This is a genomic window from Glaciibacter superstes DSM 21135, from assembly GCF_000421145.1.
In the GTDB taxonomy this organism is placed as follows: Bacteria; Actinomycetota; Actinomycetes; order Actinomycetales; family Microbacteriaceae; genus Cryobacterium; species Cryobacterium superstes.
Genome location: NZ_ATWH01000011.1, coordinates 136932 through 161555 on the forward strand (window position 1 = coordinate 136932; position 24624 = coordinate 161555).

General features: G+C 64.7%; 21 protein-coding genes. 12 read left to right on the forward strand and 9 right to left on the reverse strand.

The features are described from left to right. Positions 1-52 precede the first annotated feature (52 nt). A complete protein-coding gene (locus K323_RS0115825; RefSeq protein WP_022886248.1) occupies positions 53-886 on the reverse strand; it encodes an alpha/beta fold hydrolase in 834 nt (277 codons plus the stop codon). A 96-nt stretch (positions 887-982) separates the two neighbouring features. On the opposite strand from K323_RS0115825, the gene K323_RS0115830 reads away from it, so the two are divergent. Beyond that, the gene (locus tag K323_RS0115830) at positions 983-1540 is read left to right on the forward strand and encodes a TetR/AcrR family transcriptional regulator (RefSeq protein ID WP_022886249.1); all 558 of its coding nucleotides are present in this window, start codon (positions 983-985) and stop codon (positions 1538-1540) included. Between the two features lie 103 nt (positions 1541-1643). Here the strand turns inward: K323_RS0115830 and K323_RS0115835 are convergent, their stop codons facing one another. Beyond that, positions 1644-2840 (reverse strand): aminotransferase class I/II-fold pyridoxal phosphate-dependent enzyme, encoded by a 1197-nt coding sequence (locus K323_RS0115835; protein WP_022886250.1) that lies wholly within the window; start codon positions 2838-2840, stop codon positions 1644-1646. A gap of 120 nt (positions 2841-2960) precedes the next feature. Between K323_RS0115835 and K323_RS0115840 the strand changes: the two genes are divergently transcribed. From K323_RS0115840 to K323_RS0115870, 7 genes are all read left to right on the forward strand, one after another. Then, complete coding sequence (locus tag K323_RS0115840) at positions 2961-3518, forward strand: hypothetical protein (protein ID WP_022886251.1); 558 nt, start codon at positions 2961-2963, stop codon at positions 3516-3518. Then, positions 3494-4330 carry a hypothetical protein gene (locus K323_RS29025; RefSeq protein ID WP_157509462.1) on the forward strand — a complete coding sequence of 279 codons (837 nt, stop codon included), beginning with the start codon at positions 3494-3496 and terminating at the stop codon, positions 4328-4330. Before K323_RS0115840 ends, K323_RS29025 begins: the two co-directional genes overlap by 25 nt. Positions 4331-4448: 118 nt before the next feature. Further along, positions 4449-6281 (forward strand): trypsin-like peptidase domain-containing protein, encoded by a 1833-nt coding sequence (locus tag K323_RS26650; protein ID WP_022886253.1) that lies wholly within the window; start codon positions 4449-4451, stop codon positions 6279-6281. 243 nt (positions 6282-6524) lie between these two features. Then, positions 6525-7523: a glycosyltransferase family 2 protein gene (locus K323_RS0115855; RefSeq protein WP_051147404.1), complete on the forward strand. Its 999-nt coding sequence runs from the start codon at positions 6525-6527 to the stop codon at positions 7521-7523. 2 nt (positions 7524-7525) lie between these two features. Continuing rightward, a complete protein-coding gene (locus K323_RS0115860) occupies positions 7526-8353 on the forward strand; it encodes a CDP-alcohol phosphatidyltransferase family protein (protein ID WP_026851724.1) in 828 nt (275 codons plus the stop codon). 4 nt (positions 8354-8357) lie between these two features. Continuing rightward, complete coding sequence (locus tag K323_RS0115865; RefSeq protein WP_026851725.1) at positions 8358-9242, forward strand: glycosyltransferase family 2 protein; 885 nt, start codon at positions 8358-8360, stop codon at positions 9240-9242. A 73-nt stretch (positions 9243-9315) separates the two neighbouring features. Further along, on the forward strand, positions 9316-10602 hold the full coding sequence (locus K323_RS0115870; RefSeq protein WP_022886257.1) for a hypothetical protein: 1287 nt from the start codon (positions 9316-9318) through the stop codon (positions 10600-10602). A gap of 68 nt (positions 10603-10670) precedes the next feature. Here K323_RS0115870 and K323_RS26655 read toward each other — a convergent pair whose 3' ends face one another. Then, positions 10671-11630, reverse strand: a complete 960-nt coding sequence (locus tag K323_RS26655; protein WP_051147395.1) for a hypothetical protein — start codon at positions 11628-11630, stop codon at positions 10671-10673. A 108-nt stretch (positions 11631-11738) separates the two neighbouring features. Between K323_RS26655 and K323_RS26660 the strand changes: the two genes are divergently transcribed. After that, positions 11739-12053, forward strand: coding sequence for a helix-turn-helix domain-containing protein (locus tag K323_RS26660; protein ID WP_022886258.1), 315 nt, complete (start codon positions 11739-11741; stop codon positions 12051-12053). Here the strand turns inward: K323_RS26660 and K323_RS26665 are convergent. From K323_RS26665 to K323_RS0115900, 4 genes are all read right to left on the reverse strand, one after another. Beyond that, positions 12050-12367: a hypothetical protein gene (locus K323_RS26665; protein ID WP_022886259.1), complete on the reverse strand. Its 318-nt coding sequence runs from the start codon at positions 12365-12367 to the stop codon at positions 12050-12052. The two genes, K323_RS26660 and K323_RS26665, sit on opposite strands and share 4 nt — an antisense overlap. Positions 12368-12521: 154 nt before the next feature. Then, complete coding sequence (locus K323_RS0115890) at positions 12522-13298, reverse strand: ABC transporter ATP-binding protein (protein WP_022886260.1); 777 nt, start codon at positions 13296-13298, stop codon at positions 12522-12524. Further along, positions 13298-14098, reverse strand: coding sequence for an ABC transporter permease (locus K323_RS0115895; RefSeq protein WP_026851727.1), 801 nt, complete (start codon positions 14096-14098; stop codon positions 13298-13300). The genes K323_RS0115890 and K323_RS0115895 overlap by 1 nt, the downstream gene beginning before the upstream one ends. Before the next feature lie 57 nt (positions 14099-14155). Beyond that, on the reverse strand, positions 14156-14848 hold the full coding sequence (locus K323_RS0115900) for a phosphocholine cytidylyltransferase family protein (protein WP_022886262.1): 693 nt from the start codon (positions 14846-14848) through the stop codon (positions 14156-14158). 271 nt (positions 14849-15119) lie between these two features. On the opposite strand from K323_RS0115900, the gene K323_RS30895 reads away from it, so the two are divergent. The 3 genes from K323_RS30895 to K323_RS0115920 are packed head-to-tail and all read left to right on the forward strand — an operon-like array spanning position 15120 to position 18722. Next, a complete protein-coding gene (locus tag K323_RS30895) occupies positions 15120-16874 on the forward strand; it encodes an ABC transporter ATP-binding protein (RefSeq protein WP_425402283.1) in 1755 nt (584 codons plus the stop codon). After that, positions 16850-18424, forward strand: a complete 1575-nt coding sequence (locus K323_RS0115915; RefSeq protein ID WP_022886265.1) for a hypothetical protein — start codon at positions 16850-16852, stop codon at positions 18422-18424. Before K323_RS30895 ends, K323_RS0115915 begins: the two co-directional genes overlap by 25 nt. 10 nt (positions 18425-18434) lie before the next feature. Continuing rightward, positions 18435-18722, forward strand: a complete 288-nt coding sequence (locus K323_RS0115920; RefSeq protein WP_022886266.1) for a DUF3039 domain-containing protein — start codon at positions 18435-18437, stop codon at positions 18720-18722. A 16-nt stretch (positions 18723-18738) separates the two neighbouring features. Here K323_RS0115920 and K323_RS0115925 read toward each other — a convergent pair whose 3' ends face one another. Continuing rightward, positions 18739-20061, reverse strand: coding sequence for a nicotinate phosphoribosyltransferase (locus K323_RS0115925; protein WP_026851730.1), 1323 nt, complete (start codon positions 20059-20061; stop codon positions 18739-18741). Positions 20062-20152: 91 nt separating this feature from the next. Next, complete coding sequence (locus tag K323_RS0115930; RefSeq protein ID WP_033373327.1) at positions 20153-24622, reverse strand: SCO7613 C-terminal domain-containing membrane protein; 4470 nt, start codon at positions 24620-24622, stop codon at positions 20153-20155. Positions 24623-24624: the final 2 nt, after the last annotated feature.

Here is a 24624-nt window from a genome sequence, read left to right on the forward strand (position 1 = left end):
CAGGCAAAAGCCGGGACAACGATCGCGATCGCGTCCCGGCTTCACCACCCGGTTAGCGCGCCAGGAAACCCAGCAGCAGTTCGTTGACCTCGGCCGCGTGCGTCCACAGGAGTCCGTGCGGCGCGCCCTCGATCTCGACATACTCGGCGGAGGGTAGTGCCTGGTGGAACACCCGGCCGGTTGAGTCGATCGGCAGAATGCGGTCCGCCGTGCCGTGCACGATCAGCGTCGGCACGTCGATCTTGGCGACGTCACCGCGGAAGTCGGTCAACCAGGCGGGCTGGGCGACAACGGATGCCGTCGCCGACGAACGCACGGCCACATTCCAGTGTGCACGAAGTGCTTCTTCGCTCAGCCGATTGCCGAGGAACGTGTCGGTGTTGAAGAAGTTCTCGAAGAAACCAGTGAAGAACGCATAGCGATCCGCGGTGACGGCCTCGAGAAGCCCGTCGAAGACATCCTGTGGCACGCCGGTCGGATTGTCGTCGGTCTGCAGCAGGAACGGCTCGAGGGAACCCAGGAAGGCGGCCTTGGCGATTCGCGCGGAGCCGTAGGTGCCCAGGTAGCGGCCCACCTCTCCTGTTCCCATCGAGAACCCGACGAGTACCGCGTCGGTGAGGTCGAGGCTCTCGATCACCGTATTGAGATCGGCGGCGAAGGTGTCGTAGTCGTAGCCGACGGTCGTCTGGCTCGAGCGACCGAATCCGCGACGGTCGTAGGTGATGACGCGATAGCCGGCTTCGAGCAGCGCGGTCGTCTGCTTCTCCCATGACGCACCGTCGAGCGGATAGCCGTGAATGAGCACCACTGGCTGGCCGGTGCCGTGGTCTTCGTAGTACAGCTCGATATCGGTGTTGTTCTCCGTGCCAACGGTGACGAATGCCATCGGTCTCTTCCTTTCATCGGCTGCGAGAACGTTCGTTCTCGCTGAGTGATCCCTACTCTAGAGAACGATTGTTCTCAGCGCAAGTAGAATAGTGAAATGAGTCAAACAGACCTGCGTGAACACGTGGTGAAAACTGCGGACCGCCTGTACTACGCACGGGGAATCCAGTCAGTCGGAATGGACGACCTGCGCGCCGAAGCCGGCGTGCCGCTCAAGCGCCTCTACTCGATGTTTCCCTCGAAGAACGCGATCGTGCTCGAAGTCCTGCAGAGGCGACACCGCATCTGGACCGACGGCGTCAGCGCCCGCGTCGCAACCGTGACGAGCCCGCGTGACAAGCTCCTGGCCGTGTACGACTACCTTGCCGACTGGTTCGCCGACGACTCGTTTCGCGGTTGTGGATTCATCAACGCCTTCGCGGAGATGGGCGCGGTGACTCCCGAGGTGGCGCAACTCGCTCGCGAACACAAGGAATCCTTCCAGCGGTTCGTATCCGACCTGGTCGCACAGGCAGGGGCTCCTGCCGATCTCGCACCCCAGCTCGCGATCCTCGCAGAGGGCGCGCAGACGACCGCTGCAATCTCCGGCACGACCGAAGCAGCGGGTCAGGCCAGGCGAGCTGCAGAGGTCCTGATCGACGCGGCAGCCCGGTAGCCCTCTGAGTGAGGCCACTGGGACTGGCCTCAGTCGTTGCGCTTCCACCGCCGTCTGAGAACGGATGCGCGACGGCCGCCTGAACTCACGCCATCTGTTGCTGTCATGATGCTATCCCCGCGAGTTGGCTGGCTGCTTGTTCGAGAAGCGTGGCCTTCTTGCAGTAGGCGAAACGCACCAGCGAGGCAAACTGCGGCTTGTGCTGCGGCGAACAGAATGCCGAGATCGGCACAGCGACGACTCCGGTGAGGCCGGGAAGTCGGCGACAGAATTCGACTCCGTCTTCGAAACCGAGCCCAGCGGCATCCGCCACGATGAAATACGACCCTTGCGGAACGCTGATCGCGAACCCGGCGGCGGTGAGACCCCCGGCGAGCACGTCGCGTTTGTGCTGGAGATCGGCAGCGACCCCGGCGAAGAACGAATCGGGGAGCCCAAGACCGAGCGCGATCGCCGGCTGGAACGGTGCGCCGTTCACGTAGGTGAGAAACTGCTTGACGGCAAGAATGGCCGTGACGATCTCAGCGGGAGCAGTGAGCCAGCCGATCTTCCACCCGGTGGTGTTGAACGTCTTGCCGCCGGAAGAGATCGTGACCGTGCGCTCGCGTGCACCCGGCAGGGTGGCGACAGGGATGTGGGCGACACCGAAAGTGAGGTGCTCGTACACCTCGTCGGTGACGATGATGGCGTCGTGGCGGTGCGCGAGTGCAACGACGTGCTCGAGGGTTTCTCGGGGAAAGACGGCGCCGGTCGGATTGTGCGGGTTGTTCACGATGATCAACCGGGTGCGGTCGGTGACGGCATTGGTGAGTTCGTCGAGATCGGGCTGGAAATCAGGAGCGCGAAGCGGAACAGTGCGATGGATGCCGCCTGCGAGCGAAATCAGCGCACCGTAGGCATCGTAGAAGGGCTCGAAGGTGACGACTTCGTCACCGGGCTCGATGAGCGCGAGAATCGTGGCGGCGAGGGCTTCGGTGGCGCCGGCGGTGACCAGCACCTCGGTGCCTGGATCGACGGCGAGTCCGTAAAAGCGCTGCTGGTGTGCCGAGATCGCGTCAAGGAGAACAGGCATGCCGCGACCGGGCGGGTACTGGTTGACGCCGTCGGCGATGGCCTGGCGGGCGGCCTCTCGCACCTCGACCGGTGCGTCTTCGTCTGGAAAACCCTGGCCAAGGTTGATGGCGCCGGTGGAGACGGCGAGGGCACTCATCTCAGCGAAGATCGTGGCGGCTACCGTGCCGTCATCGGCGAGCAGCCCCGCCCCGCGTGCGGCGCGCTGCCAGCCGCCGGAAATCATCATCGTTTTGCCTGCATAACTCCACGCTACGACACCGGCCGGTTCGCGCCTGTCAGCGTCGAGTTCGTGTGGCCTGTGGATAACTTCGGCGACGAAGGGGCGTTTTGTTCTACGGTGGGCTGCATGCGCATGAAGAAACGTGGCCTCGTCGTCGCGATTCTGGCGTGCACGCTCGTTCTCGCCGCTCTGTCTGGTTGCACACCGACGCCCGCGCCGACACCGATTCCCACGTCGACGACGGATGCCCCGGTGTTCGAGTCCGACGAAGAAGCCCTCGCCGCCGCCACCGAGGCCTATGCCGCGTACCAAGCGATGTCGAACACGATCGCCCAGGAAGGCGGTAGAGCGCCGGAACGCATATCCGAATTCTCGACAGGTGCGGTCTTGAAATCGGAAGTGGAGTCATTCTCCAAAATGGAGGAGAACGGATTTCACGGTACTGGCGACCTGTCGTTCGATTCATTTTCCATTCAGTCTGCTGATCTCGTAGATGGCATAATTCAGGCCTACTTATGTCTGGACGTTTCGGGGACTGACGTCGTGGATTCGACTGGGGCAAGTGTTGTACCGGTCGATAGGCCATTGCGATTGCCACTACAGGTCGGCCTGGTGAATTCGGACGATGCTAAGCAACTTCTTATCGAGGAATCAGAATCATGGTCTGGCGAAAACTTCTGTTGACTACTGCGGTGCTGTCGTTGGCATTGTCACCCGCGCTGGTGAGCGCTGCGTATGCCTCCGATGGAACTTGCGTTGGGTGGGGTGCGTCGCAAGGTGAATGTGACGATCCCGGTGAGGCCACCGGCAACATCGGCGACGGCGGAGTCAACGTTTCCGTCGACTTCGAGAATGGGGGAGGTGGCGGCGACAGCAACGGCGAGGGCGGCGGGGAGAGTGACGGTGACATCAACATCGACGGCGGTGGGCCGGGAACGAGTGGGAACGGCACCATCGACCGGCCGTGGTACACGATCAACTGTGAGCCGGGCAGTCCGTGTGATCCCAATCTCGTCGTGCGTATCAGCGATCTGGTGAACTTCAAGGCGGCGACGCCGTCCCAGGGAATGGAACCAGCTGGCTGGGCGGTCGTCGGCCTGTCGACCAACTTCTTTGCAGCGGCATCCGTTCACACGGTCTCATCGACACTCCTGGGATTCCCGGCAGACGTGCGCTTCACGCCAGCCGGCTATCACTGGAACTACGGTGACGGCGAAAGCAGCAGTTTGCGCGATGGCGGTGCGAGCTGGGCCGCGCTTGGTCTCCCCGAGTTCTCGCCCACCTTCACCAGCCACGTGTATCGATCGAGCGGAACCCGAATCATCACGCTCGATGTGCAGTACACGGCCGAGTACCGCTTCGCGGGTCAGGGTTGGCGAAACGTGCAGGGCTCGATCGCTGTTCCGGCAGATCCGATGAACGCAACGGCAGGCGATTCCAAAACCGTTCTCGTGACCCGGGAATGCACCGCGAACCCGCGTGGCCCCGGCTGCTGACGAGCGCCGATTCGTCGATCCAAGCAAGATCACGGCTTCGCCATTGAATGCTCTCAGGCTGCCCATAGAAAACCTTCAGGTTGGGGGGTGAAGCTGACAACGCTTGGAAGGAGCAACCATGACTGACAACACTCAACCCGGTAACACGCCAGACTCCGCGAGCGACCCCACAGCTCCGGAACCCACCACGCCGACGGCACCGCAGACTCCGGCACCGCAGACTCCGGTCGAGCCCACTGCTCCGACCCCGCACGAGCCGACGGCGCCGACGCCGGACGAACCGACAGTTCCGACGCCCGCCGAGCCGACGGTGCCTACGCCGGCCGAGCCGACGGTGCCTGGTCCCGCCCCGACTCCAACCCCTGGTCCGACGCCGGGTGCTCCGACTCCGGATGCACCGACGCCCGGCACTCCGGCTCCCGGTGCGCCGACGCCACCAGCACCCCCCAGCACGCCGGCCGCGCAGCAACAGGCCGCACAGCAACAGTCGCCGGCAGATCAGGCGCGCGCACGCCAGGACCAGTACCCGACCGAGCAGTTCGAGAACGCGCAGTTCGAGAACGCGCAGCACCAGAACGCGCAGCACCAGCAGTCGCAGCACCCGGGCGCGCAGCACACTGCCGCCTACCCGACGGACGCCTTCGGTCGCCCGCTTCACGCCACCGAGAACGGTGCCGATCAGAACGGTGCAGCCCAGAACGCCGCGCACAACCCATACGCGAGCCCGCCGAAGGCTCCGAAAGACCCTGCCAAGCGCCGGGGGAGCGTTGCGCTGGTCGCCGCGCTCGCCATCGGCGCACTCGTCGGTGGCGCATCCGGAGCCGGCGTCACCGCCCTCGTCGTCGCCAACCAGGGCTCCGGCACGTCGGTCAACGAGGCGCAGGGTCCGAGCAACGTGGTGATCAACGACACCGACTCCGTCAACCAGATCTCGGCCGTCGCAGAGAAGGCCTCGCCGAGCGTGGTCACGATCAATGTGACCGGAACCGACCAGGCAGGCACCGGGTCGGGCGTCATCCTCACCGAAGACGGCTATGTGCTCACCAACACCCACGTCGTGACCCTCGACGGCGCTGCCGGTGAGGCCACCATCCAGGTGAAGGGCAACGACGGCAAGCTCTACGACGCCACGATCGTCGGCACAGACCCGATCTCTGACCTCGCGGTCATCAAGCTGACGGATGTCTCCGGCCTCACGCCCATCGATTGGGCAGACTCTGGCAAGCTCAACGTCGGCGACACCACCATCGCCATCGGAGCGCCGCTTGGGCTCTCCGGGAGCGTCACCAACGGAATCGTGAGCGCGCTCAACCGCAGCATCACGGTCGCGTCCTCCGAAGCGCCGGCGACGCCTAACGAAGAAGCACCTGACGAAGAAGGCGGCCAGAGCCCGTTCAAGTTCTGGGACGACGCCCCGGGCTCCGAGCAGCAGCAACAGCAGGCGCCGACCGGCACCATTGCGCTACCGGTGATCCAGACGGATGCCGCCATCAACCACGGCAACTCCGGCGGTCCGCTGCTCAACGGCAAGGGTGAACTCATCGGCATCAACGTGGCGATCGCGAACGGCGGTGACGAGACGGCCGGAAGCATCGGAGTCGGGTTCGCCATCCCGTCGAACCTCGCCAAGCGTGTCTCCGACGAGCTCATCGCCAATGGCAAGGCGACCCACGGCCTGCTCGGAGCAACAGTGACCAGCGCCGCCAGCGACAAGGACAGCGCAACGGTCGGCGCGCTCATCAAGGAGCTCACGTCGGGCGGCGCTGCGGAGAAGGCCGGCTTGAAGGAGGGTGACGTGATCACCAACTTCAACGGTGTTCCGATCACCGACGCGAACGACCTCACCGCCCAGGTGCGCGCACTCGCAGCCGGCGGAGACGCCGAGCTCACGTACGTGCGAGGCGGAGAGTCGACCACCGTGTCCGTCACGGTCGGAGAACTCACCAGCTGATCGGAAGCCTCCTTTCAGGCCTGCGCCGCCGGTGTCGACACCGGCGGCGCAGCCATGTGCGCACGACGTGCACAGCGGCCCGCTGGCAGTGACCGGCTGACAGCAACCGGCTGACCAGGATCGTTATGCCCCGGATCGGTGTGCACCGGCTGGTAGGCTCAATCAACCTGACCCACAAGCGGAAAGACGGCAAACCAGGTGCCCCGAACCGGAGACGAATCGCTCACCGGCGTCTCCTACGTGATGCCTGTGTTGAACGAAGTCACACATGTGCGCGCAGCCGTCGACAGTCTCCTTCACCAGGACTACGACGGTCCGTTCGAGGTCACCCTCGCGCTCGGACCGAGCATCGACGGAACCACAGAACTCGTCGAAGACATGGCCGCGATCGATCCACGGATCCGCGTGGTCGACAACGAGATCGGCTCCACTCCGGCCGGCCTGAACACGGCGATCCTGGCATCCACATTTCCCGTGGTGATCCGCGTCGACGCCCACTCCGTGCTTCCCCCCGACTACGCACGCATCGCCGTCGAGACCCTCGACCGAACGGGAGCCGACAACGTCGGCGGGATCATGGATGCGCAGGGTGAGAGCCCATTCCAGAAGTCGGTGGCCCGCGCATACGGCACCAAGGTCGGGCTCGGCGGCACTCCGTTTCACGTCGGTGGACAGGAAGGCGAAGCCGAAACCGTTTACCTCGGCTGTTTCCGCAAGGAGAGCCTCATCCGGGTCGGACTGTTCGACGAGACCATCAAGCGCGGCCAGGATTGGGAACTCAATCGGCGTCTTCGCAAAGCGGGCGGACTGGTCTGGTTCACCCCCCAGCTCAAGGTGACCTACCGGCCGAGGCCGAGCCTGTCGCGCCTGGCCAGGCAGATGCTGTCGACCGGCCTGTGGCGTGGAGAACTGGCCAGGCGGTTCCCCGCGGCCAACGGCATCCGTTATTTCATTCCACCGCTCATGGTGCTCGGCGTCACCGTCGGCGTTCTCCTCGGTCTGGGTGGCCTCGTTCAGCTTGCGGTCGGCGCACTGCCCTGGCTCCTGGCCGGTTTTGTCATCCCGGCCGTCTACCTGGTCTTCGTCATTGCAGCCACAATCGCGGTGGCGCGCCCCGACGGGTTTCGTTCCGCGCTCTGGTTTCTCGTAGTCTTGCCCTGCATTCACTTCTGCTGGGGGATCGGCTTCGTGCTGGGCTATCTCAAGCTCACCAGCAATATCACGGCACACACGGGAAGGTGAGCATGACAACAGGTTCACCGGATGCCGGGGGCGCACGTTTGACCCGGCCGCGCGACATTGCCGAACTGCGGCGCGTTGCGCAGCCGCCCGAGGTGCGCCTGCGCGCCAACGCCGAACACTGGACCGCATCGCTCTACCTGCGCGACCTGTCGCCGTACATCACCTGGATGCTGCTGAAGACGCGCATTTCGGCCAACGGCGTCACCGGGCTGATGATCCTCGTCGGCTGGTCGACGGCCGCCGCCCTGTTGATCCCCGGCATCTGGGGCGCACTGCTCGCACTGGTGCTCGGCCAGTTCCAGATGCTGGTCGACTGCTGCGACGGTGAGGTCGCCCGCTGGCGCCGCACCTCATCGCCCGCCGGTGTGTTCCTCGACAAGGTCGGGCACTACACGACAGAGGCGCTGATCCCGATTGCGCTCGGCATTCGAGCTGCCGGCTACCCGTTCGAGTCGCCCGACGACTACCTGTGGACCACCCTGGCCATGGCCCTTGCGCTGCTCATCGTGCTGAACAAGGCGCTGAACGACATGGTGCACGTTGCGAGGGCCAACGCCGGCCTGACCAAGCTGGCCGACACTCACGGAGAAAAGGCACCGACGTCGAGCCTGCTGGCGCGGGCACGCAGTTTCGCGCGTTTTGTTCCGTTCCACCGCCTCTACCACTCGGTGGAGATGACCATCCTGATCTTCGCCGCGGCCCTCGTCGGCTTGTTCACGGGCCAGCCGCAGACCGACCGCGTGCTGCTCATCGTGCTGGTACCCCTCGCATTCCTGGCGACGCTCGGGCACTTCGTCGCAATTATGGCTTCCAAGCGTGTCCGTTCCTGACCCGATGGCGTCGGGCCCGGCCGCGATTCCGACGGTCGGAGTTGTGGTACTCACCCAGGGGACCAGGCCACAAGACCTCGAACGCGGCATCCGGAGCCTGCTCGCCCAGCGTGGAGTGAGTCTCGACATCATCTGCGTCGGCAACGGCTGGCAGCCGACCGGTCTGCCCGCCGGGGTGCGGTCGCTGGGCCTGCCGACGAACCTGGGGATTCCGGCCGGCCGCAACCGTGGGGTGTCACAGGTCGCGGGGGAGTGCCTGTTCTTCCTCGACGACGATGCGAGCATCCCCGATCCGGGCTTTCTCATCGAGGCCATCGGCACGCTGCGTGATGACCCGTCGATCGGCCTCCTGCAGCCACGCGTCGTCGATCCGACCGGAACGGCTTCTCCGAGACGCTGGGTGCCGCGCATCCTCAAGGGCAAGGCGACTCGTTCGAGCGCTGTCTTCTCCGTGTGGGAGGGCGCGGTGCTGCTTCCACGCGCCGTGTTCGATGCCACCGGCGGCTGGGCAGAGCCGTTCTTCTATGCGCACGAGGGCATCGAGCTGGCCTGGCGGGTCTGGGACCAAGGGCGACGCACCTGGTACGCCGGCGACCTCGTGGCCAACCATCCGGTGATTCAGCAGACCAGGCACGCGGACTACTACCGGCTGAACGCTCGCAACCGGGTGTGGCTCGCCAGGCGCAACCTGCCCGCCGTGCTAGTGCCCTTCTACGTCGGTTCCTGGACCGCGATCCAGCTCCTGCGCTGGGCACGTAACCGGCCCGCTCTGCGAGCCTGGTTCGGCGGCTGGCGAGAAGGCTGGGCAGAGGACCCGGGCGAACGCCGCCCCATGAAAGCGCGCACGATCTGGCGGATGACGCTGGCCGGCCGGCCGCCCATCGTCTAACGATTCGCTACCGGTGCGACTGTTTGGCCCCCATCCCCGGTACACGGTCAGGCCTGCTGGGTAGTCTGGAATCGTGGGTATCAAAGGAGACGTCAGGCGCGCACTCAAGCTGGTGAAAGACGTCAGGGCGTCGCGGCAGGCGCAGCGGGCGGTCGCGGGTCGACTGGCGACGCAGGCGCCGCACCCCGTCCGCCACTTCAAAATCGCCGTCTACTTTGCCGACGGCCCTGTCAACATCTACCAGATGCGGCAGTGGTACAAACCACTGGTGAGGCTCGCCGAAACCTGGCCGGTCCTGGTGCTCAGCCGCACCGGAGGCGGAACGCTGAAGCTCTTCGAGGAGTCGCCGCTGCCGGTGGCATACGTGCGGAAGGTCATCGACCTGGAGCGCGTGATCGCCGAACAGGACATCCGTATCGTGTTCTACGTCAACCAGAACGCGAAGAACTTCCAGATGATGCGCTACGGGCGTCGCTGGCACGTTTTCATCAATCACGGTGAGAGCGACAAGATGTATATGACGACCAATCAGTTCAAGGCCTACGACTACTCATTCGTCGCAGGCGAGGCCGCATTGACGCGACTGCACAAGGTTCTGTGGGACTACGACTTCGACAAGCGCGCTATCGCCATCGGGCGTCCGCAGGCCGACTACTACACGGGCTCGCTGCCCTACACTCCGGATGAACGCCAGGTGGTGCTCTACGCACCAACCTGGGAGGGCGACCGGCCTGCTGCCGCCTATGGCTCCATCGCAACACATGGCGTTGCGCTGGTGAACTCTCTGCTGGCAACCGGTCGGCACCGGGTCATCTACCGCCCGCATCCACGCAGCGGCGTCGTCGATCATGATTATGGCGCGGCGAACAAGCAGATCATCGCTGCCATTGCTGCCGCAAACGCGCGCGACCCTGCGGCCCAGCACGTGTACGACACCGGCGCCGAACTCGGCTGGCAGCTGTCGGTACCGGATGTCGCGATCGTCGACATTTCGGCGATGGTCTATGACCGTCTCGCGGCGGGCAAACCCCTCATGGTGACACGGCCGTTGAACGCGGCGGCCGAGATCGACATGGCCGGCTATCTGTCTGACTGCGAGTGGCTGACCGCTGAAGAAGCCGCGGACATGTCCGGCGTGCTTGACGACCTCACGGACGACGATGCTGCTCGGATGCGTTTGGCGGCGTGGGTGGAGAGGTACTTCGGGGACACGACTCCCGGAGCGGCAACGGCTCGGTTCCATGCCGCGGTGACACAGCTCATGGTCGAATGGGACCGCAATGCACTTTTGCACGCGAACGACGGCGAAGTGGACGAACACGACGTGTACCACGACCGCAACGACGACTCAGACGACTGAGTCGGCGCAAGCACCCAGGCGGCCGAGAAGACTCGGGCGACTGAGACGACTCGGGCAACTGGAAGGTCTCAGACGAGAGTCGTGTTTCCCTGCTCGGCTGAATCCGGCAACTGGTCCGTAGAAGTCGCAACCGTTGCTGCCGTGGGCGCGTCGAGGACTTCTGGCTCGTCTGCAACCTGTCGTTTGCGGCGGAGCTTTGACGGTATGGCTTTTGGCAGGGTAGTTGCGACTCCGCGGGTGATTCCGGAGAGGCGGCGACCGGTGGCCTCGCGTACCGTGATCTCGCGAATGCGCGGGTTCAACTCTTCGCGGAACCACGCCGGCGGCTGTCCGAAGGCGAGTCGCGATTGCTGCACGACACGCTTGCCGAGGATGTGGTTGCCTGCCCCGCCGATGACGGCGCCCACTCCGAACGGAACGGCCTTCCCGATGAAACTGGCTCCGCCGCGTACGGCGAACTGCCTGATGAAGACACTCTTGAGTCGCTCTGTGAGCGGGCCAATGATGACACGCGGAATGCTGGTGGTGACGAGTTCGCCCCAATACGCATTTCTGGCGATGCCGCTGCCGGAGACCTGGCCGGCAAGCTGGCGAACCAGGTCTGAGCCCTCACGCCCGAGCATCATGGTCATGACGAGTGCCCGTGCACGCTCCGGGTCGTCGACGGCGATGCCGTGAACCTCGCTGATCGACTGTGCGAAGAGTGAGGTCGCCTCGAGGAAGCCGGCTGTCTCGACACCAGACAGTGCCAGGGTGATACCAGTGCCGACGCCGGGAATGATGGCGGTGGCGCCAACCGCAGCACCGCCGGTCGTGACGGCGGCGAGGTAGCGACGTTCGAGTATGCGGACTATTTCGTCTGGAGTGGCATTCGGGTGGCGGTGACGGATGCCGCGGATGTGCGCGAGGACAACCGGTCTCTGGATCGCCATCACTCGGTCGAAGCCCCGAACCACGCCGGACGGGAGCGAACCGCCCTGCCCTGAACCGCCGGTGCTGGATACGATCGCCTTGGGTTTTCTGGCCATGGTCAGAGTGTACGTGTTCAGGCTCCGAGCGCCCCGAACACTGCAGGCATATATGCCCGAGTGCTATACGCTCTGGTATCCAATGAGCAGGGCAAGTACACATGAGGAATGCCTGAGCCCAAGTCTGAAGCGTCCAAAGTGCTCGGGCTCAGACTCCGCGAACAGCGGTTGACCGCAGCCATGAGCCAGGAACAGGTCGCACACCTCGCGGGCCTCAACTCCTCGAATTACGCACGAATCGAGCGTGGCCACGGCAACCCGACCTTCTACACGCTGATCAGACTCGCTGAGGTGCTCGGGCTCGAACCACAATCACTTCTTGTGGATATCACCTCGAAGCAACTCCCGCCCACACGTGACACCTACACAGCCATGGACTATCGGCGGGAGCAAGAGGATCGAGCGCGCCGCCGCAGAGCCTAAAGGGTCACTCGCCAGAGATACTCGTCTCCGTTCTGGCGGAACCACCGCACGATCAGCACAGTGTCTCGTTGGATGTCTCGGCCGCGAACAGTGACGGCCAGGCACTCGCCCGGCTTCAGCCGACGAGGCGCCGTGGCATGGATCACCGCCGCGCCGGAGACACTGAGCGACACTCCCCAGAGGGGCTCCGTGCTCCTGTTCACCAGTCGGTAGGTGGGTGCGAGCCTCCGGTCGACATGCCAGGGAATGCGGTACGCGGCAGGCGAGAGAACACTAGTGCGACGGACGGTGGATTTCGAATCGATGGTTGTCATGTGCAGGACGCTAACCACGACCTCCGACGACAGGCGCCCCCTGAGCGCTGCGCGTCGACTTTCTGTGGAGAAGTCGTAAAATCCTCTGCTGTGGAGGGCGAGAACGGCTGAACGGTTCCGCGGAGCAGCTCAGGCGTGCAGGCCGGCGTGCGGCTCAGGCCGGCTTGACGCCGTAATCCGCGTTGTAGTGCGCGAGTACCTCTTCGATCGGCGCATCAAGCACCAGGGCGCCCTTGTCGAGGTAGAGGCCGCGCGTGCAGAACCGTTTGAGGTCGCGTTCGTTGTGCGAGACGAAAAACAGCGTTCGACCGCCCTCGAGGAGCTCCTCAATGCGCCGATAGCACTTCTCCCGGAACGCCTTGTCACCAACGGCCAGCACCTCGTCGACCAGGATGATCGGCTCCTCGAGGCGAGAGATCACCGCGAACGCGATGCGCACCTTCATCCCGCTGGAGAGGTGCTTGTACGGCGTGTCGATGAAATCGCCGATCTCAGCGAAGTCGATGATGTCGTCGAATCGAGACTCGATCTGCCGTTTTGTCATGCCGTGCAGGCCCGCGGTGAGGAATACATTGTCCCGAACACTCAGATCATCGACGAAACCTCCGGTGATCTCGATCAGCGGCGCAACTCCCTCGGTCACGTGCACGGCGCCCTCGTCTGGCAGTACGACGCCTGTGACGAGCTTCAGGAGGGTCGACTTGCCCTGCCCGTTCCTCCCGACGACACCGATCGCCTCGCCACGCTGCACGGTGAACGACACGTTCCGCAGCGCCCAGAACTCGCCTGGGCGGCTGCGGCGCTTTCGTCCGGCGAAGAGATCCTTGAACGTCCGGCGACCGCGCCGATTCCTGCGAAAGCGGATGCCGACATCCGTCAGCCTGATCACCGGGGGAGCGATGACCGCGGGCGCGACGCTCTGCTGGGTCATCAGATCTCCTTCAGCACAGAACGCTCGGTGCGACTGAAGACGAACGCCCCGAGCGCAAGGAAGGCAACCGAGACCGTGACGCCGATGCCCACCACGGACCAGTCGAGCTGTTCGGGGAAGAACGCAGCGCGGTACAGGCTGAAAATGCCACTGAGCGGATTGAACGCCGCCCAGAAATGCAGCTCAGACGGCAAGTCTGCTGTGCCGTAGATGATCGGAGACGCGTAGAACAGGAATCGAAGAATGAGTTTCACCGCGCGCTCGAGGTCCCGGAAGAACACCACCAGCGGTGCCACCAGCAGGCCGACGCCCGCCGTCAGGACCAGCTGGATGAGGATGGCGAGCGGGAAATAGAGCACTTCGATGTGCAGTTCGGCTCCGAAGATGATCGCGAACAGGGCGAGAACCGGAATCGACGCCAGAAACTCGATCCCCTTCGAGAGCACCAGGCGATTGACCCAGATCGTGCGGGGGATCCTCGTCGACCGGATCAGTTTCGCCTCGCGCAGGAACGCGCGGGTACTGTCCGAGACAGCCCCGTTGAACCACATCCACGGGAGAAGCGCAGAGAGCAGGAACACGATGTACGGCGGTTCACCCACCGTTCGCTGGAACACCTGGGTGAAGACGAACCAGTAGATCCCCGCCATCACCAGCGGGTCGAGGATTGACCAGAAGTAACCGAGAAGCGACGTCGAGTAGCGAACCCGCAGATCCCGTTGCGTGAGCAGCCAGAGGGAATGACGGTAGCGCGCAAATGGGGTGCGCTGTTCGGGGCGCACTGCGGCGTAACTACTCACGAGGTCTATCGTACGGTCGCGCAGCCTGCCGACGTGTCAGGCGGCACGGCCCGCATCTCAGACGTACAGGTTGGCGCGTTCGAGGTCTTCGGCGAAGTCAACCTCGACGGCGTACAGGTCGGAGATGTCGACCGGCTCGACCAGGATTCGGTTCTTCTCGATCGCCAGCTCGATGCCGCGCTCGAAATAGTCCTGGTCGCCGACCTTGGCGAGGTGGTGAAGCAGGGTCGCCTTGTCGGCGGACGAGATGTAGTTGATCCCGACGGCCTCACCGAGTCCGCCCTTGACGGTCTTGGAGAGTTCCTTGATGTAGCCTTCGGCGCTGGTCGTGTACTTGACCTCTTCGTCGGAGACCTTCGCCGTGTTGACGGTCACGAAGGACTGGTCGCGGGCGATCATCGCCGCTGCACGGTCGAGCACGGTCGGATCGAAGACAACGTCACCGTTCATCCAGAGAACGCCACCGGGAGCGGATGACTGCAGGGCGCGCATCAGGCTCTTCGACGTGTTCGTCTGGTCATACTGCTCGTTGTACACGAACGACGCCTGCGGAAACGCCTCGATGATGTGCTCGAGCTTGTAGCCGACAACCACTGTCACCTTGGCGTTGTTGCCGAAGGCGTGCTCGATGTTCTCGAACTGCTGGCCCATGATGGTGCGGCCGTCGCTGAGTTCGGTCAGGGGCTTCGGCAGGGATCGACCGAGTCGGCTTCCCATGCCTGCTGCGAGAATGACTACCTGGGTGGTCACGATTATCTCCTTTGTCAAGGTCTGGGTGTGTACTGCAGTCCAACGCCGCCAGATCTACTTCGCCTGGCGAGTTTGCATACAGTTCACCCATAAGTTCACGTCAAGACACACCGTTATGTCATGATCCACCATAACCCGGCGCCCATTTGGGGGGAAGGGCAGACTGCCCTGCGTGTCCGTTTCGTAATGGCTTATTCGGTGTTTTCACAGGCAACTCGGAACATTTCGCCGCAAGCAGCCGATGTCTGACGGTCCTTGGTAGGTTAGCGAGGTGACTTCTGTGCCGCCGAATTCCCAGCCCGACGAGACGACAATCGCCTCGCGTGGAGACGACGCCCCGACACCGGAGGAAGTCGCCGCTGCACCGAAGAGAACGCCGCGGAAACCTCCCGTCCGAAAGACCCAGGCGAAGAGCGCCGAGAACACTGCGATTACAGCGAACGCCGCGAGCACAGCAGATGTCACTGACGACGAATCGGCTGGGCCGGCGGCAGCACGGCCCGCGGCCGCGTCGAAAACTGCTGCATCCCGGACGACGCCCTCCAAGACGGCTGCCTCCAAAACGGCCGCCTCCAAAGCAGCCGCCGCGAAGGCTGCCACCGCAAAGTCGGCTGCGGCGACGGCAGGCGCAGCGAAGACTGCGGCATCAAAATCAGAAGCAACAAAGTCGACCACCGCACGATTGACGGCCGCGAAGTCGACAGCTGCCAAGACAGCCGCTGCCAAGACGACCGCCGCGAAGGCCGCCTCTCTGAAATCTGCGGCCGAGAAGTCCACTGCGGCCAGGGCGAACGCCGCAAAGTCCGCCGAGGCGCGCAACACGTCGGCTGAGAAGTCGACGGCGGCACGGAGTGCGGCAGCCAAGGCAGCGGCTGCTGCACGGGCACGAACGGACAAGACCGCCCGATCCGTTGCAGACTCTGCCGCTGCAGCGGAACCGCAGCGGACAGCCGCACTTGCCGAGGCGCCTGGGCGAACTGTTGCAGAGCGCCACGGGCCAGAGGCGACGACGATGCCGAAGGTTGCCGAAACGAAGGCTGCCGAAACGAAGTTCGCAGAACTCGAGTTCGCAGAACCCGAGATCTTCGAGCCGAACATCGCGGCCACAGAAACTGCAGTGCTGAAAATTGCAGAGCCGGATATTGCAGAGCCGAGGACTTCAGAGCCGACGGCGGCTCCCGACGTCAAGCCCGCTCTCAAGCCGGTTGCAAAGCGCACTCCTCGCGCTGCGGCCAGGAAGAAACCGGCGCCAGTCGATAAGTCCGCTCCTGTTGTGCTATCGGTGTCGAACCTGGAGAAGCGCTTCGGGCAGAACGTCGCGGTCGCGGGTGTCGACCTTGAGGTACGCGCCGGTTCGTTCTTCGGCATCGTGGGTCCGAACGGCGCCGGAAAGACCACGACGCTCTCGATGATCACCGGCCTGCTGCGCCCGGACACCGGCAGCATCCGCGTACACGGCATCGATGTGTGGGCAGACCCGCTGGCCGCCAAGCGCATCATCGGCGTGCTTCCAGACCGGCTCCGTCTGTTCGACCGGCTGACCGGCGCACAGTTGCTCTATTACGCCGGCATCCTTCGCGGACTCGACGACGAGACGGTGCGCTCGCGCTCGGCAGACCTTGCGGCGGCTTTCGGGCTCGACGATGCTCTGGGCCGGCTTGTCGCTGATTACTCGGCAGGCATGACGAAGAAGATTGCCCTGGCCTGCGCGATGATCCATTCACCGCGGGTACTGGTTCTCGATGAGCCGTTCGAATCGGTCGACCCGGTCTCTGCCGTCAACGTCACGGAGATCCTGCAGAAGTACGTGGCGAGCGGCGGCACCGTGGTGCTCTCCAGTCACGGCATGGACCTCATTCAACGCGTCTGCGATAACGTTGCGATCATCGTTCAGGGTTCCGTGCTCGCCAGCGGCACCATCGACGAGGTCAGGGGCGCGATGTCGCTGGAAGAGAAGTTCGTTGAACTCGCAGGAGGGCGAAAAGTCGCGGAAGGCATGGAGTGGTTGCACAGTTTCTCGGACTGAAGCTCCGACTCCTCGCCAACCTGTTCCGGCGGAGCCCATGGCGGGTTGTCGGCCTGGCGATCGGCCTTCTCTATGGTCTTGCCGTCGCCATTGCCGTCGTCGTCTTCCTGATCACGTTGCGCTTTGTCGGTGACGTCGAGGTCATTCGCACCTGGATGATCCTCGTCGGCTCGCTGGTCGTTCTCGGCTTCTTCGTCGTGCCCCTTGTGCTCGGAATCGACGACAGCATGGATCCTCGGAAATTCGCCCTCTTCGGCGTCCCAAACCGCAGCCTGTCGTTCGCGCTCGCCGTGTCGGCACTCATCGGAGTGCCGGCGGTCATGCTCGCCCTTGTGCTGATCGGCACCGTCGTCACCTGGTCGCGTGGTTTCGGCGAGACCATCCTCGCGCTCGTCGCCGCAGCGATTCTCCTTGCCACCTGCCTTCTGGCGTCACGGGTCAGTACGGGGTTGGCGGGGCTGCTGCTGTCCACCCGTCGCTCCCGTGAGTTCTCCGGGGTCATCGGCATCCTCCTGCTCGTACTCGCGGCGCCGATCGTGGTCGTGATTCTCACGATCGACTGGGGCACAGAAGGCGCTGGCATTCTCACAGACGTGGCCGGGGTGCTCGGCTGGACGCCCCTCGGCGCCGCGTGGGCGGTGCCCGCCGATGCATCGTCTGGCGACTGGGGGCCGGCCATACTCAAGCTGCTCATCGCCACACTGACCCTGGGTGTGCTCTGGCTTTGGTGGCAGGGACTGGTCGCGCGCATGCTGGTCACACCGGGGCGTGAAGCGAATCTGAAGCAGTACTCCGGACTCGGCTGGTTCGACCGGATGCCGCACAACGCGCTCGGTGCCATCGCGGCACGCAGCATCACCTACTGGGGCAGGGATTCGCGTTACTGGGTCGCGCTCATCATGATCCCGATCGTTCCGGTGCTCGTTGTGCTTCCGCTGACCATTGCCGGAATACCGGCCAACTATCTCGCCCTGTTGCCGGTACCGCTGATGTGTGTGTTCCTGGGATGGACGATGCACAACGATGTCGCCTACGACAACACGGCAATCTGGCTACACGTCGCATCCGGAACCCGAGGTGTCGCCGACCGCATCGGCCGTCTGGTTCCTGCTTTGTTCGCCGGCATCCTGGTCATCGGCCTCGGATCGGCCATCAGCGTGTATTTCTTCGGCGACTGGGCGGCCCTCGCGTCTGTACTTGGTGTCAGCACCTGCATCCTGCTCGCTGGCCTCGGGTTCTCCAGCTACACCTCCGCGCGCTTCCCGTACCCCGCGACCAAACCGGGTGACAGCCCGTTCGCCCAACCACAGGCCACCGATACGGCAGCGGCCATCGTGCAGTCCCTCAGCTTCGCCGGAACGATCATCCTGTCTCTCCCGGCGCTCATCTTCGCCATCCTCGGAATCTTCTCAGACCCAGCGTGGCACCTGGCCGCCCTGTATGCAGGGGTCGGCGTGGGACTGCTGGCTGTGTGTGCCGGAATCTGGCTCGGTTCGCGCGCCTTCGAACGACGCGGCCCCGAGATGCTCGCCTCCGCCGTACGCGCGTAGGATTACGGCTATGACCAACGACTTCCGTGTGAGCATTGCCGAGCCAGGAGCGCCAGGCGGCGGTACGTCGACCCTCGACAGCGAGCTCGAAGAACTGCTCGAACAGGAGCAGATCGAACCCGGTGACCACGAGCGGTTCTCGCACTACGTGCCCAAAGACAAGATTCTCCAGTCGGCCATCAGCGGCAAGCCCGTGCGCGCACTGTGCGGCAAAAAATGGCTGCCTGGCCGCGACCCGGAGAAGTTTCCGGTGTGCCCGACCTGCAAAGCCATCTACGAGAAGATGAAGGGCGAGTAGCCTCGCTCGCCCTGGCTCACCGGTAGATGGTGGGGATGACCGCCTCGCCGCGGCCGAGACGGAACGCCTGGGCAGGCAGTTCCCGCATGACGGATGCGTGGTGTGCGCGAGCGCGTTCGGTTCCGGATGCGCCGAGGAATCGCTCGTCGATCGTGCCGTTGGTGACTAGCGGCACGAGGAGTTCTCGTTCCGTAGCCTGGCCTGGTGCCGTTTCCGGCTCCCCATCAGGGCCATCGCCGACCAACACCACTTCCAGGGCCGCCAGGCCGTCCGCACCGATCCGGCGCACGGCATCCTTCCGGCCACCGATCGAGACCTTCGACGTCGAGGTCTTGGCGACCGGAACCCACGCTCCATCGTCATCCGTGTGTGCGACCAGCTTGTAGACCATGCCGGCCGCCGGCGAGCCCGACCCGGTGACAACGGATGTGCCGACGCCGAACGAGTCGACAGGGGAACCGGAAAGGGCGGCGATCGCGTACTCGTCTAGGTCGCTGGTGACCGTGATCTTCGTGTTCACGGCGCCGAGGTCGTCGAGCTGGGCGCGTGCGGCGGCGACCACTGTCGGCAGGTCGCCGGAGTCGATGCGGATGGAGCCGAGACCGGTTCCTGCGACTTTCACCGCCAGTTCGATGCCGTGTGCGATGTCGTAGGTGTCGACCAGGAGAGTGGTGTCGGTACCGAAAGCCTTCACCTGCGCACGGAAGGCGTCTTCTTCGCTGTCGTGAAGGAGGGTGAACGAATGGGCGGCTGTGCCCATCGTTGGAACACCCCAGCTGCGACCCGCCTCGAGGTTGCTGGTTGCCGCGAAACCAGCGATGTAGGCGGCTCGTGCGGCGGCCACCGCGGCGTACTCGCTGGTGCGCCGGGAGCCCATCTCCGCGATCGGTCGTCCGAGGCTCACCGAGACCATGCGGGCAGCGGCACTGGCGACGGAGGTGTCGTAGTTGAGCACACTGAGCACGATCGTCTCCAGGATCACCCCTTCGGCGAAGGTGCCTTCGACCACCAGTAACGGCGAACCGGGGAAGTACGCCTCGCCCTCCTGGTAGCCCCAGATGTTCCCTGCGAAGGAATAGTCCGCCAGCCAGTCAAGGGTCGGCTGTCGAACGACGTCGTTGTCCCTCAGCCAGGTGAGTTCGGCGTCTGTGAACCTGAACTGCCTGATCTGCTCGAGCAGGCGGCCGGTGCCGGCCACCACGCCGTACCTGCGGCCGTTCGGGAGCCGCCTGGCGAAGGCCTCGAACATGCACCGGCGATCAGCAGTGCCGCTCTCGATGGCGGCATCCACCATGGTGAGCTCGTAGCGATCGGTGCGAAGGGCTGAGGATTCGGTCACGCCAGAAAGCATATCCGGCGCATGGGTTGTCGTACGTCGGCTGTCGAAGGTCGGCTGTCGTAGGTTCGCTGACGTAGGTCGGGCAGCACCACTATCGCAGTGCCGAGATGCGCAGCACGATCGACTTCAGGTTCTGGATGCGCTGTTCATAGCGCGCCGCGAGCACGATCAACAGGACGCCGCCGGCGCCGAGCCATAGCCACCACGGAACCGCGCCGTAGGCGACGGAGATCCACGGCCACAACTGGGCGACGGCGTGAATCAGAAGAACAACGGCACCGATGAGGAATGGCGCCTGGAGCCTGCGCACAGCGCCCACCACGAGCACGGCGATGGCGAGCACGCCCAGTGCGACCACCCGCCAAAGCGGGTTCGAGTCCAGATCGAGCAGGAGGGAGGGCGCAAGCAGGACGAGGAGCCCCGGTGCCAGCCACGGCCAGCTGCGCGCCTTCACAGCGGCGTCCAGGTGCAACCATCCTGTTGTGAGGAGTGCCAGCGCGATGGGAACGGTGACGATCTCCAGCGGATCGGGTGCCCCACGGGTGAAGCCGGCAACCGCAGCGGCGGCAGCTGATGCAATGGCCACCCACGCGACAGGTACCGTCCACGGTCGCCGGTTGTACCAGAAGGCGCACACGTGCAGAGCGGCGAAGAGCCACGCTAGCAGGCCGATACGGATCGTGGTCAGCTGCGAGTAATCGAGAGCGCCGATCTCGACGATGAGAATGCCGAGGATGGACGCGATCACGAGCACGGTTGCGACGACTGTCCTGGTGTCTCGTGTCGCTCGGGCGTCTCCAGGCTCGCCATCGTCTTGCGCGGTGCCGGTGCGTACGATCAGCGTCGCGGCAATCATGACGAGGAATGCGGCCGGGAGCAGCCAGCCCTCCACCCGGGCATCCGCCTCGGTGCCGGGAGCAGACAACAGCGGCAGAAGCTGGCCCGCTGCGGTGACAACGACGGCGATGAGCCCGACAACAAAGGCCGGCCAGGCGAAGGACTGCCAGCGCGGTCGGTTGCAAAGCAGCGCGCCGGCAATGGTGACCAGTCCACCGACAATGAGCACGAGCACGGGCCTGAGCACTGTGCCGTCTGATGCGACTGTGCCGTCTGATGCGACCGTGCCGTCTGACGAGACGAGAGCGCTCGGCACCAGCCCGATCACGAGGGCAATGGATGCGAGCGCCGTGCTCGCGCGTGAGCGCAACCGCGTGCTCTGTGCATCCGTGCTCTGTGCATCCGTACTCTGGGCATCCGTGTGCCTGACCAGCAGAACGGCCGCCACGATCGCCACCAACGCGGGTGCGGCGAGCCAGGCGTCGAAGCGGAGATCCGTTGTGCCACCCAGGTCTGCGGTGCTGAACAAGCGACTTGACTGGCTGATCGAGACTGCGAGGAGGCCGATCGCGCCCGCCAGACCTGCGGCTCCGAGATAGTGCGACCGGCTAGGCGTCCACCGCACCGCGCAGGCAACAAGCAGAAGCACGCCGGCAACAACCCCGACGACCAGGGCTTTGAATGGTGGTTCGATCGGCGCAAGTACGGCGATCGGCACGAGGGCCAGCACCAGCGCGACGAAGACCAGCAACGCTGCGACCGGACTGGTCGCCGCGTTGCGATCGACACGACCGAAGCGGCGGATCAGGTACGCCACGATGAGCAGAAGCGCTGCCACCGGCAGCACATACGCCTCGACAGCTTCGGTGCCGCTACTGTCAAGACCCATCCAGAGCGCTGCAGTTGCCAGAACGATTGAGACCCAACCGAGGTGACGACGGGGTGACCGGGAAGCGAACAATCCGTCGTCCGCACACGCTGCGACCAGGGCCGTCAGAGCGGCCATCAGGAGTACCAACCAGGCCAGAGTCGAATCGGTTACCACGATGAGAGAAGACATCGCTGCGAAGAACACAGCGGGAACGAGCACGAGCGCGGCGCCGATCTCCAGAGCGATGCGGATGCGCACGCCCTGCTCTGGGCCGCTGTGGCTCTCATCACTCGGTCTCGTATCGCTTCGGGATGCGAATCGGCCCACAAGCGCCGCGACAACAACAAGAAGGGCAACGGCCGGTGCGACGACGACACGCACTTCTGTCGTCGTACCCAACGCGTCGGCTACCGAGTCCGCGAGTAGCAGCGCGGCGAAGGCGACGGCGGCGGCCGCGACCAGGCGCTCCACTTTGAGTGCGTACAGGGCGCCACGGAGAACCCACACGATCGCCGCGGCCAGGAGAAGGGCGGCGCGCACTATTGAGGCGACAGGTTCAGGCTGTAGCAGCCCTGCCTGTTCCTGTGCATCCAGATTGGGTACGAGGGCGCCGACGTCCACAGTGAGGGCCACGATTGTGGGCAGGAGCAACGTCCAGAAGGCCCACCGGCGTTCTAGGGGTGTGAGCGCTCCACGCGCCACGATCGCAATGATGAGCTGAAGGATGCCGGTGGCCAGAGCGAGGCCCGCAACACTGTTGACCAGGCTTGCGTCCACCCCAGGGTGAGCGGCCAGCATCAGCGCCAATGGCGCGTACGCGGCAGCGATCATGGTGAGGACAATGGCAACGGAAAGCAGGATCGCTCGCGCTGGGCCGGCAGGCCCCGCGAGATACCTCGCACAGAATGCGGCGACAACCGCAGACACCGATCCGATCCACCACGTATCCGTGCTGGCCCAACTGACGAGGTAGCCGATGGCAACCGCGCCGGCAAAAAGAGCGATGAGGTGCGGTCGGAAGCTGCCGATCTCCACGCGTCGAATGAGGGCTGTCAGAAGCACGATGAGAGCGGCAGCGCCGAGCAGCAGGTAGCCGGCCAGTACCAGGACAAGTACTCCGGCCAGGGCAGGGAGCAGCAGAATGACGACCACGGCCAGCCAACCGACCCAACCACGCCTGGGCGCGAGTAGCCGCGCGGCGCCCCAGAACAGAATGGTCAGGGCGCCGACTGCGGCGAGGGCCAGGACGGCCCAGATGTTCTCAGCACGGGGTTCCGAGACCGGGCTGCCTGCGCCCGTCACTCCTCGTGCAACGGACTCCGCCAACGGAAACACTGCGTAACCAGCGGTGAGCAGGGCGAAAAGCCCCGCGAAGGCCGCCGCGGTGATGCCGGCGCTCATCGTCGGGGCGCGAAGTCGACCATTCGATTGCCGCCTGACGAGCGCCTCAGCCGAGAGCGCAAGCACGACGGCGACGACGATCGGGGCAGTGACGGCGAGGGTCACATCCTCCAGACGCGTTGCGAGAGCGGGGGCGACGGCAACCAGGGCGAACGCGCCCAGTGCTGCGGCAGCCGACGCGAAGAAGCGCGCTGCGCCACCAGGGGCTTGGCCGACTCTCAGCACTGACCGTTCGACGGAGATAGTGGGTGAAATCGGCCGAATCGATCCTGATTCGCCCAGAATCTCCGTCGAACGGTCGTGAACGGGGCCAGCGAGTGCCACCCGGACATGGGCAAAGGCGACCAGGCCAACGACCAGCAGTGACCAGAGTGGCGCCCAGTCGGATTCCGATTCCACAGCGAAGGCAACCAGCACCGCCCCGACCAGGGAGAACCCTCCGATGGAGTACAGAATGACGCGTTCCGCCTTCTGCCCCGTGTGGGTGAAGCGATGCAGCAACGCCGCAATCGCAGCACCGGCAAAGAGCAGGAACCAGCGTGTGGTGGTGTCGAGGTTCGGGGTGAGCCCAGCGAAGAGCAGACCGAGTCCGGGCGGAGCAGCGGCGAATCCGGCCACGCTGGCCACCCGGAGACCAGAAAGCGCGTGCCAGCCGAGGAACAGGGCGGCGCAGACGAGCAGGGCAATTCCCCAGTACAGTGGCCCGTCGGTGTCACCCAGCCCGAACATGTTGTTCTGCCTGATCGCCCAGGCGTCGAGCACCACCAGCACAACGGCGAGTGCGCCGATGCCCTCCGCCGTTGCGACGAGGTGTTTGCGGCGCAGGACGGCGGCGGTCGCGAGGGCGGCAGCGGTGAGCAGCCCGACGATCGCGGAGCGGAACTCAAGACCGGCGAGCAGCCAGGCGACCGTGAGGAAGAAGATAGCGGCAATGCTGACCAGAGAGACTCCGACGATGAGCAGCACGATCTGCACGCTGGAGCGCTTCGACTGGCGCGCGGTCCCGGTGGGTATGGCGGGCTGCGCGGCTGGCAGAGCAGCAGGAGCAGGTGGTGATGCAAGAGGCGCGGCCAGCGGGGGAGCCGCTACCTGCGACGCTTCCTGCGGCGCGCCGGCAGCGGGCGGGATCGGAAGCGGGGCCGGAGCCTGGATGGCACGTCCCGGTGCCTGCTTCTCGGCGTACGCGCGCTGCGCGTGCGCGACATCAAAACGGATGCGTCCGATGATCGACGCGCGCTCGTTCAGCGACGCCGCGGCATCCGTCGACGCTTTCAACAGCTGTGCTGCCGCCGGATGACGCAGGTCGAGCCCGCACGACGTGCAGACCTGGCCTGGAAGCGTCGTGAAGCAGGCAGGGCAGAGTGCGGAATCGGTGAGCGCGGCGGCGTTCTCCGGCCAGATGATTCGACCGACGTACCTCGCATAACCGTCGTCAGATGGTGTTTCCGGCAACG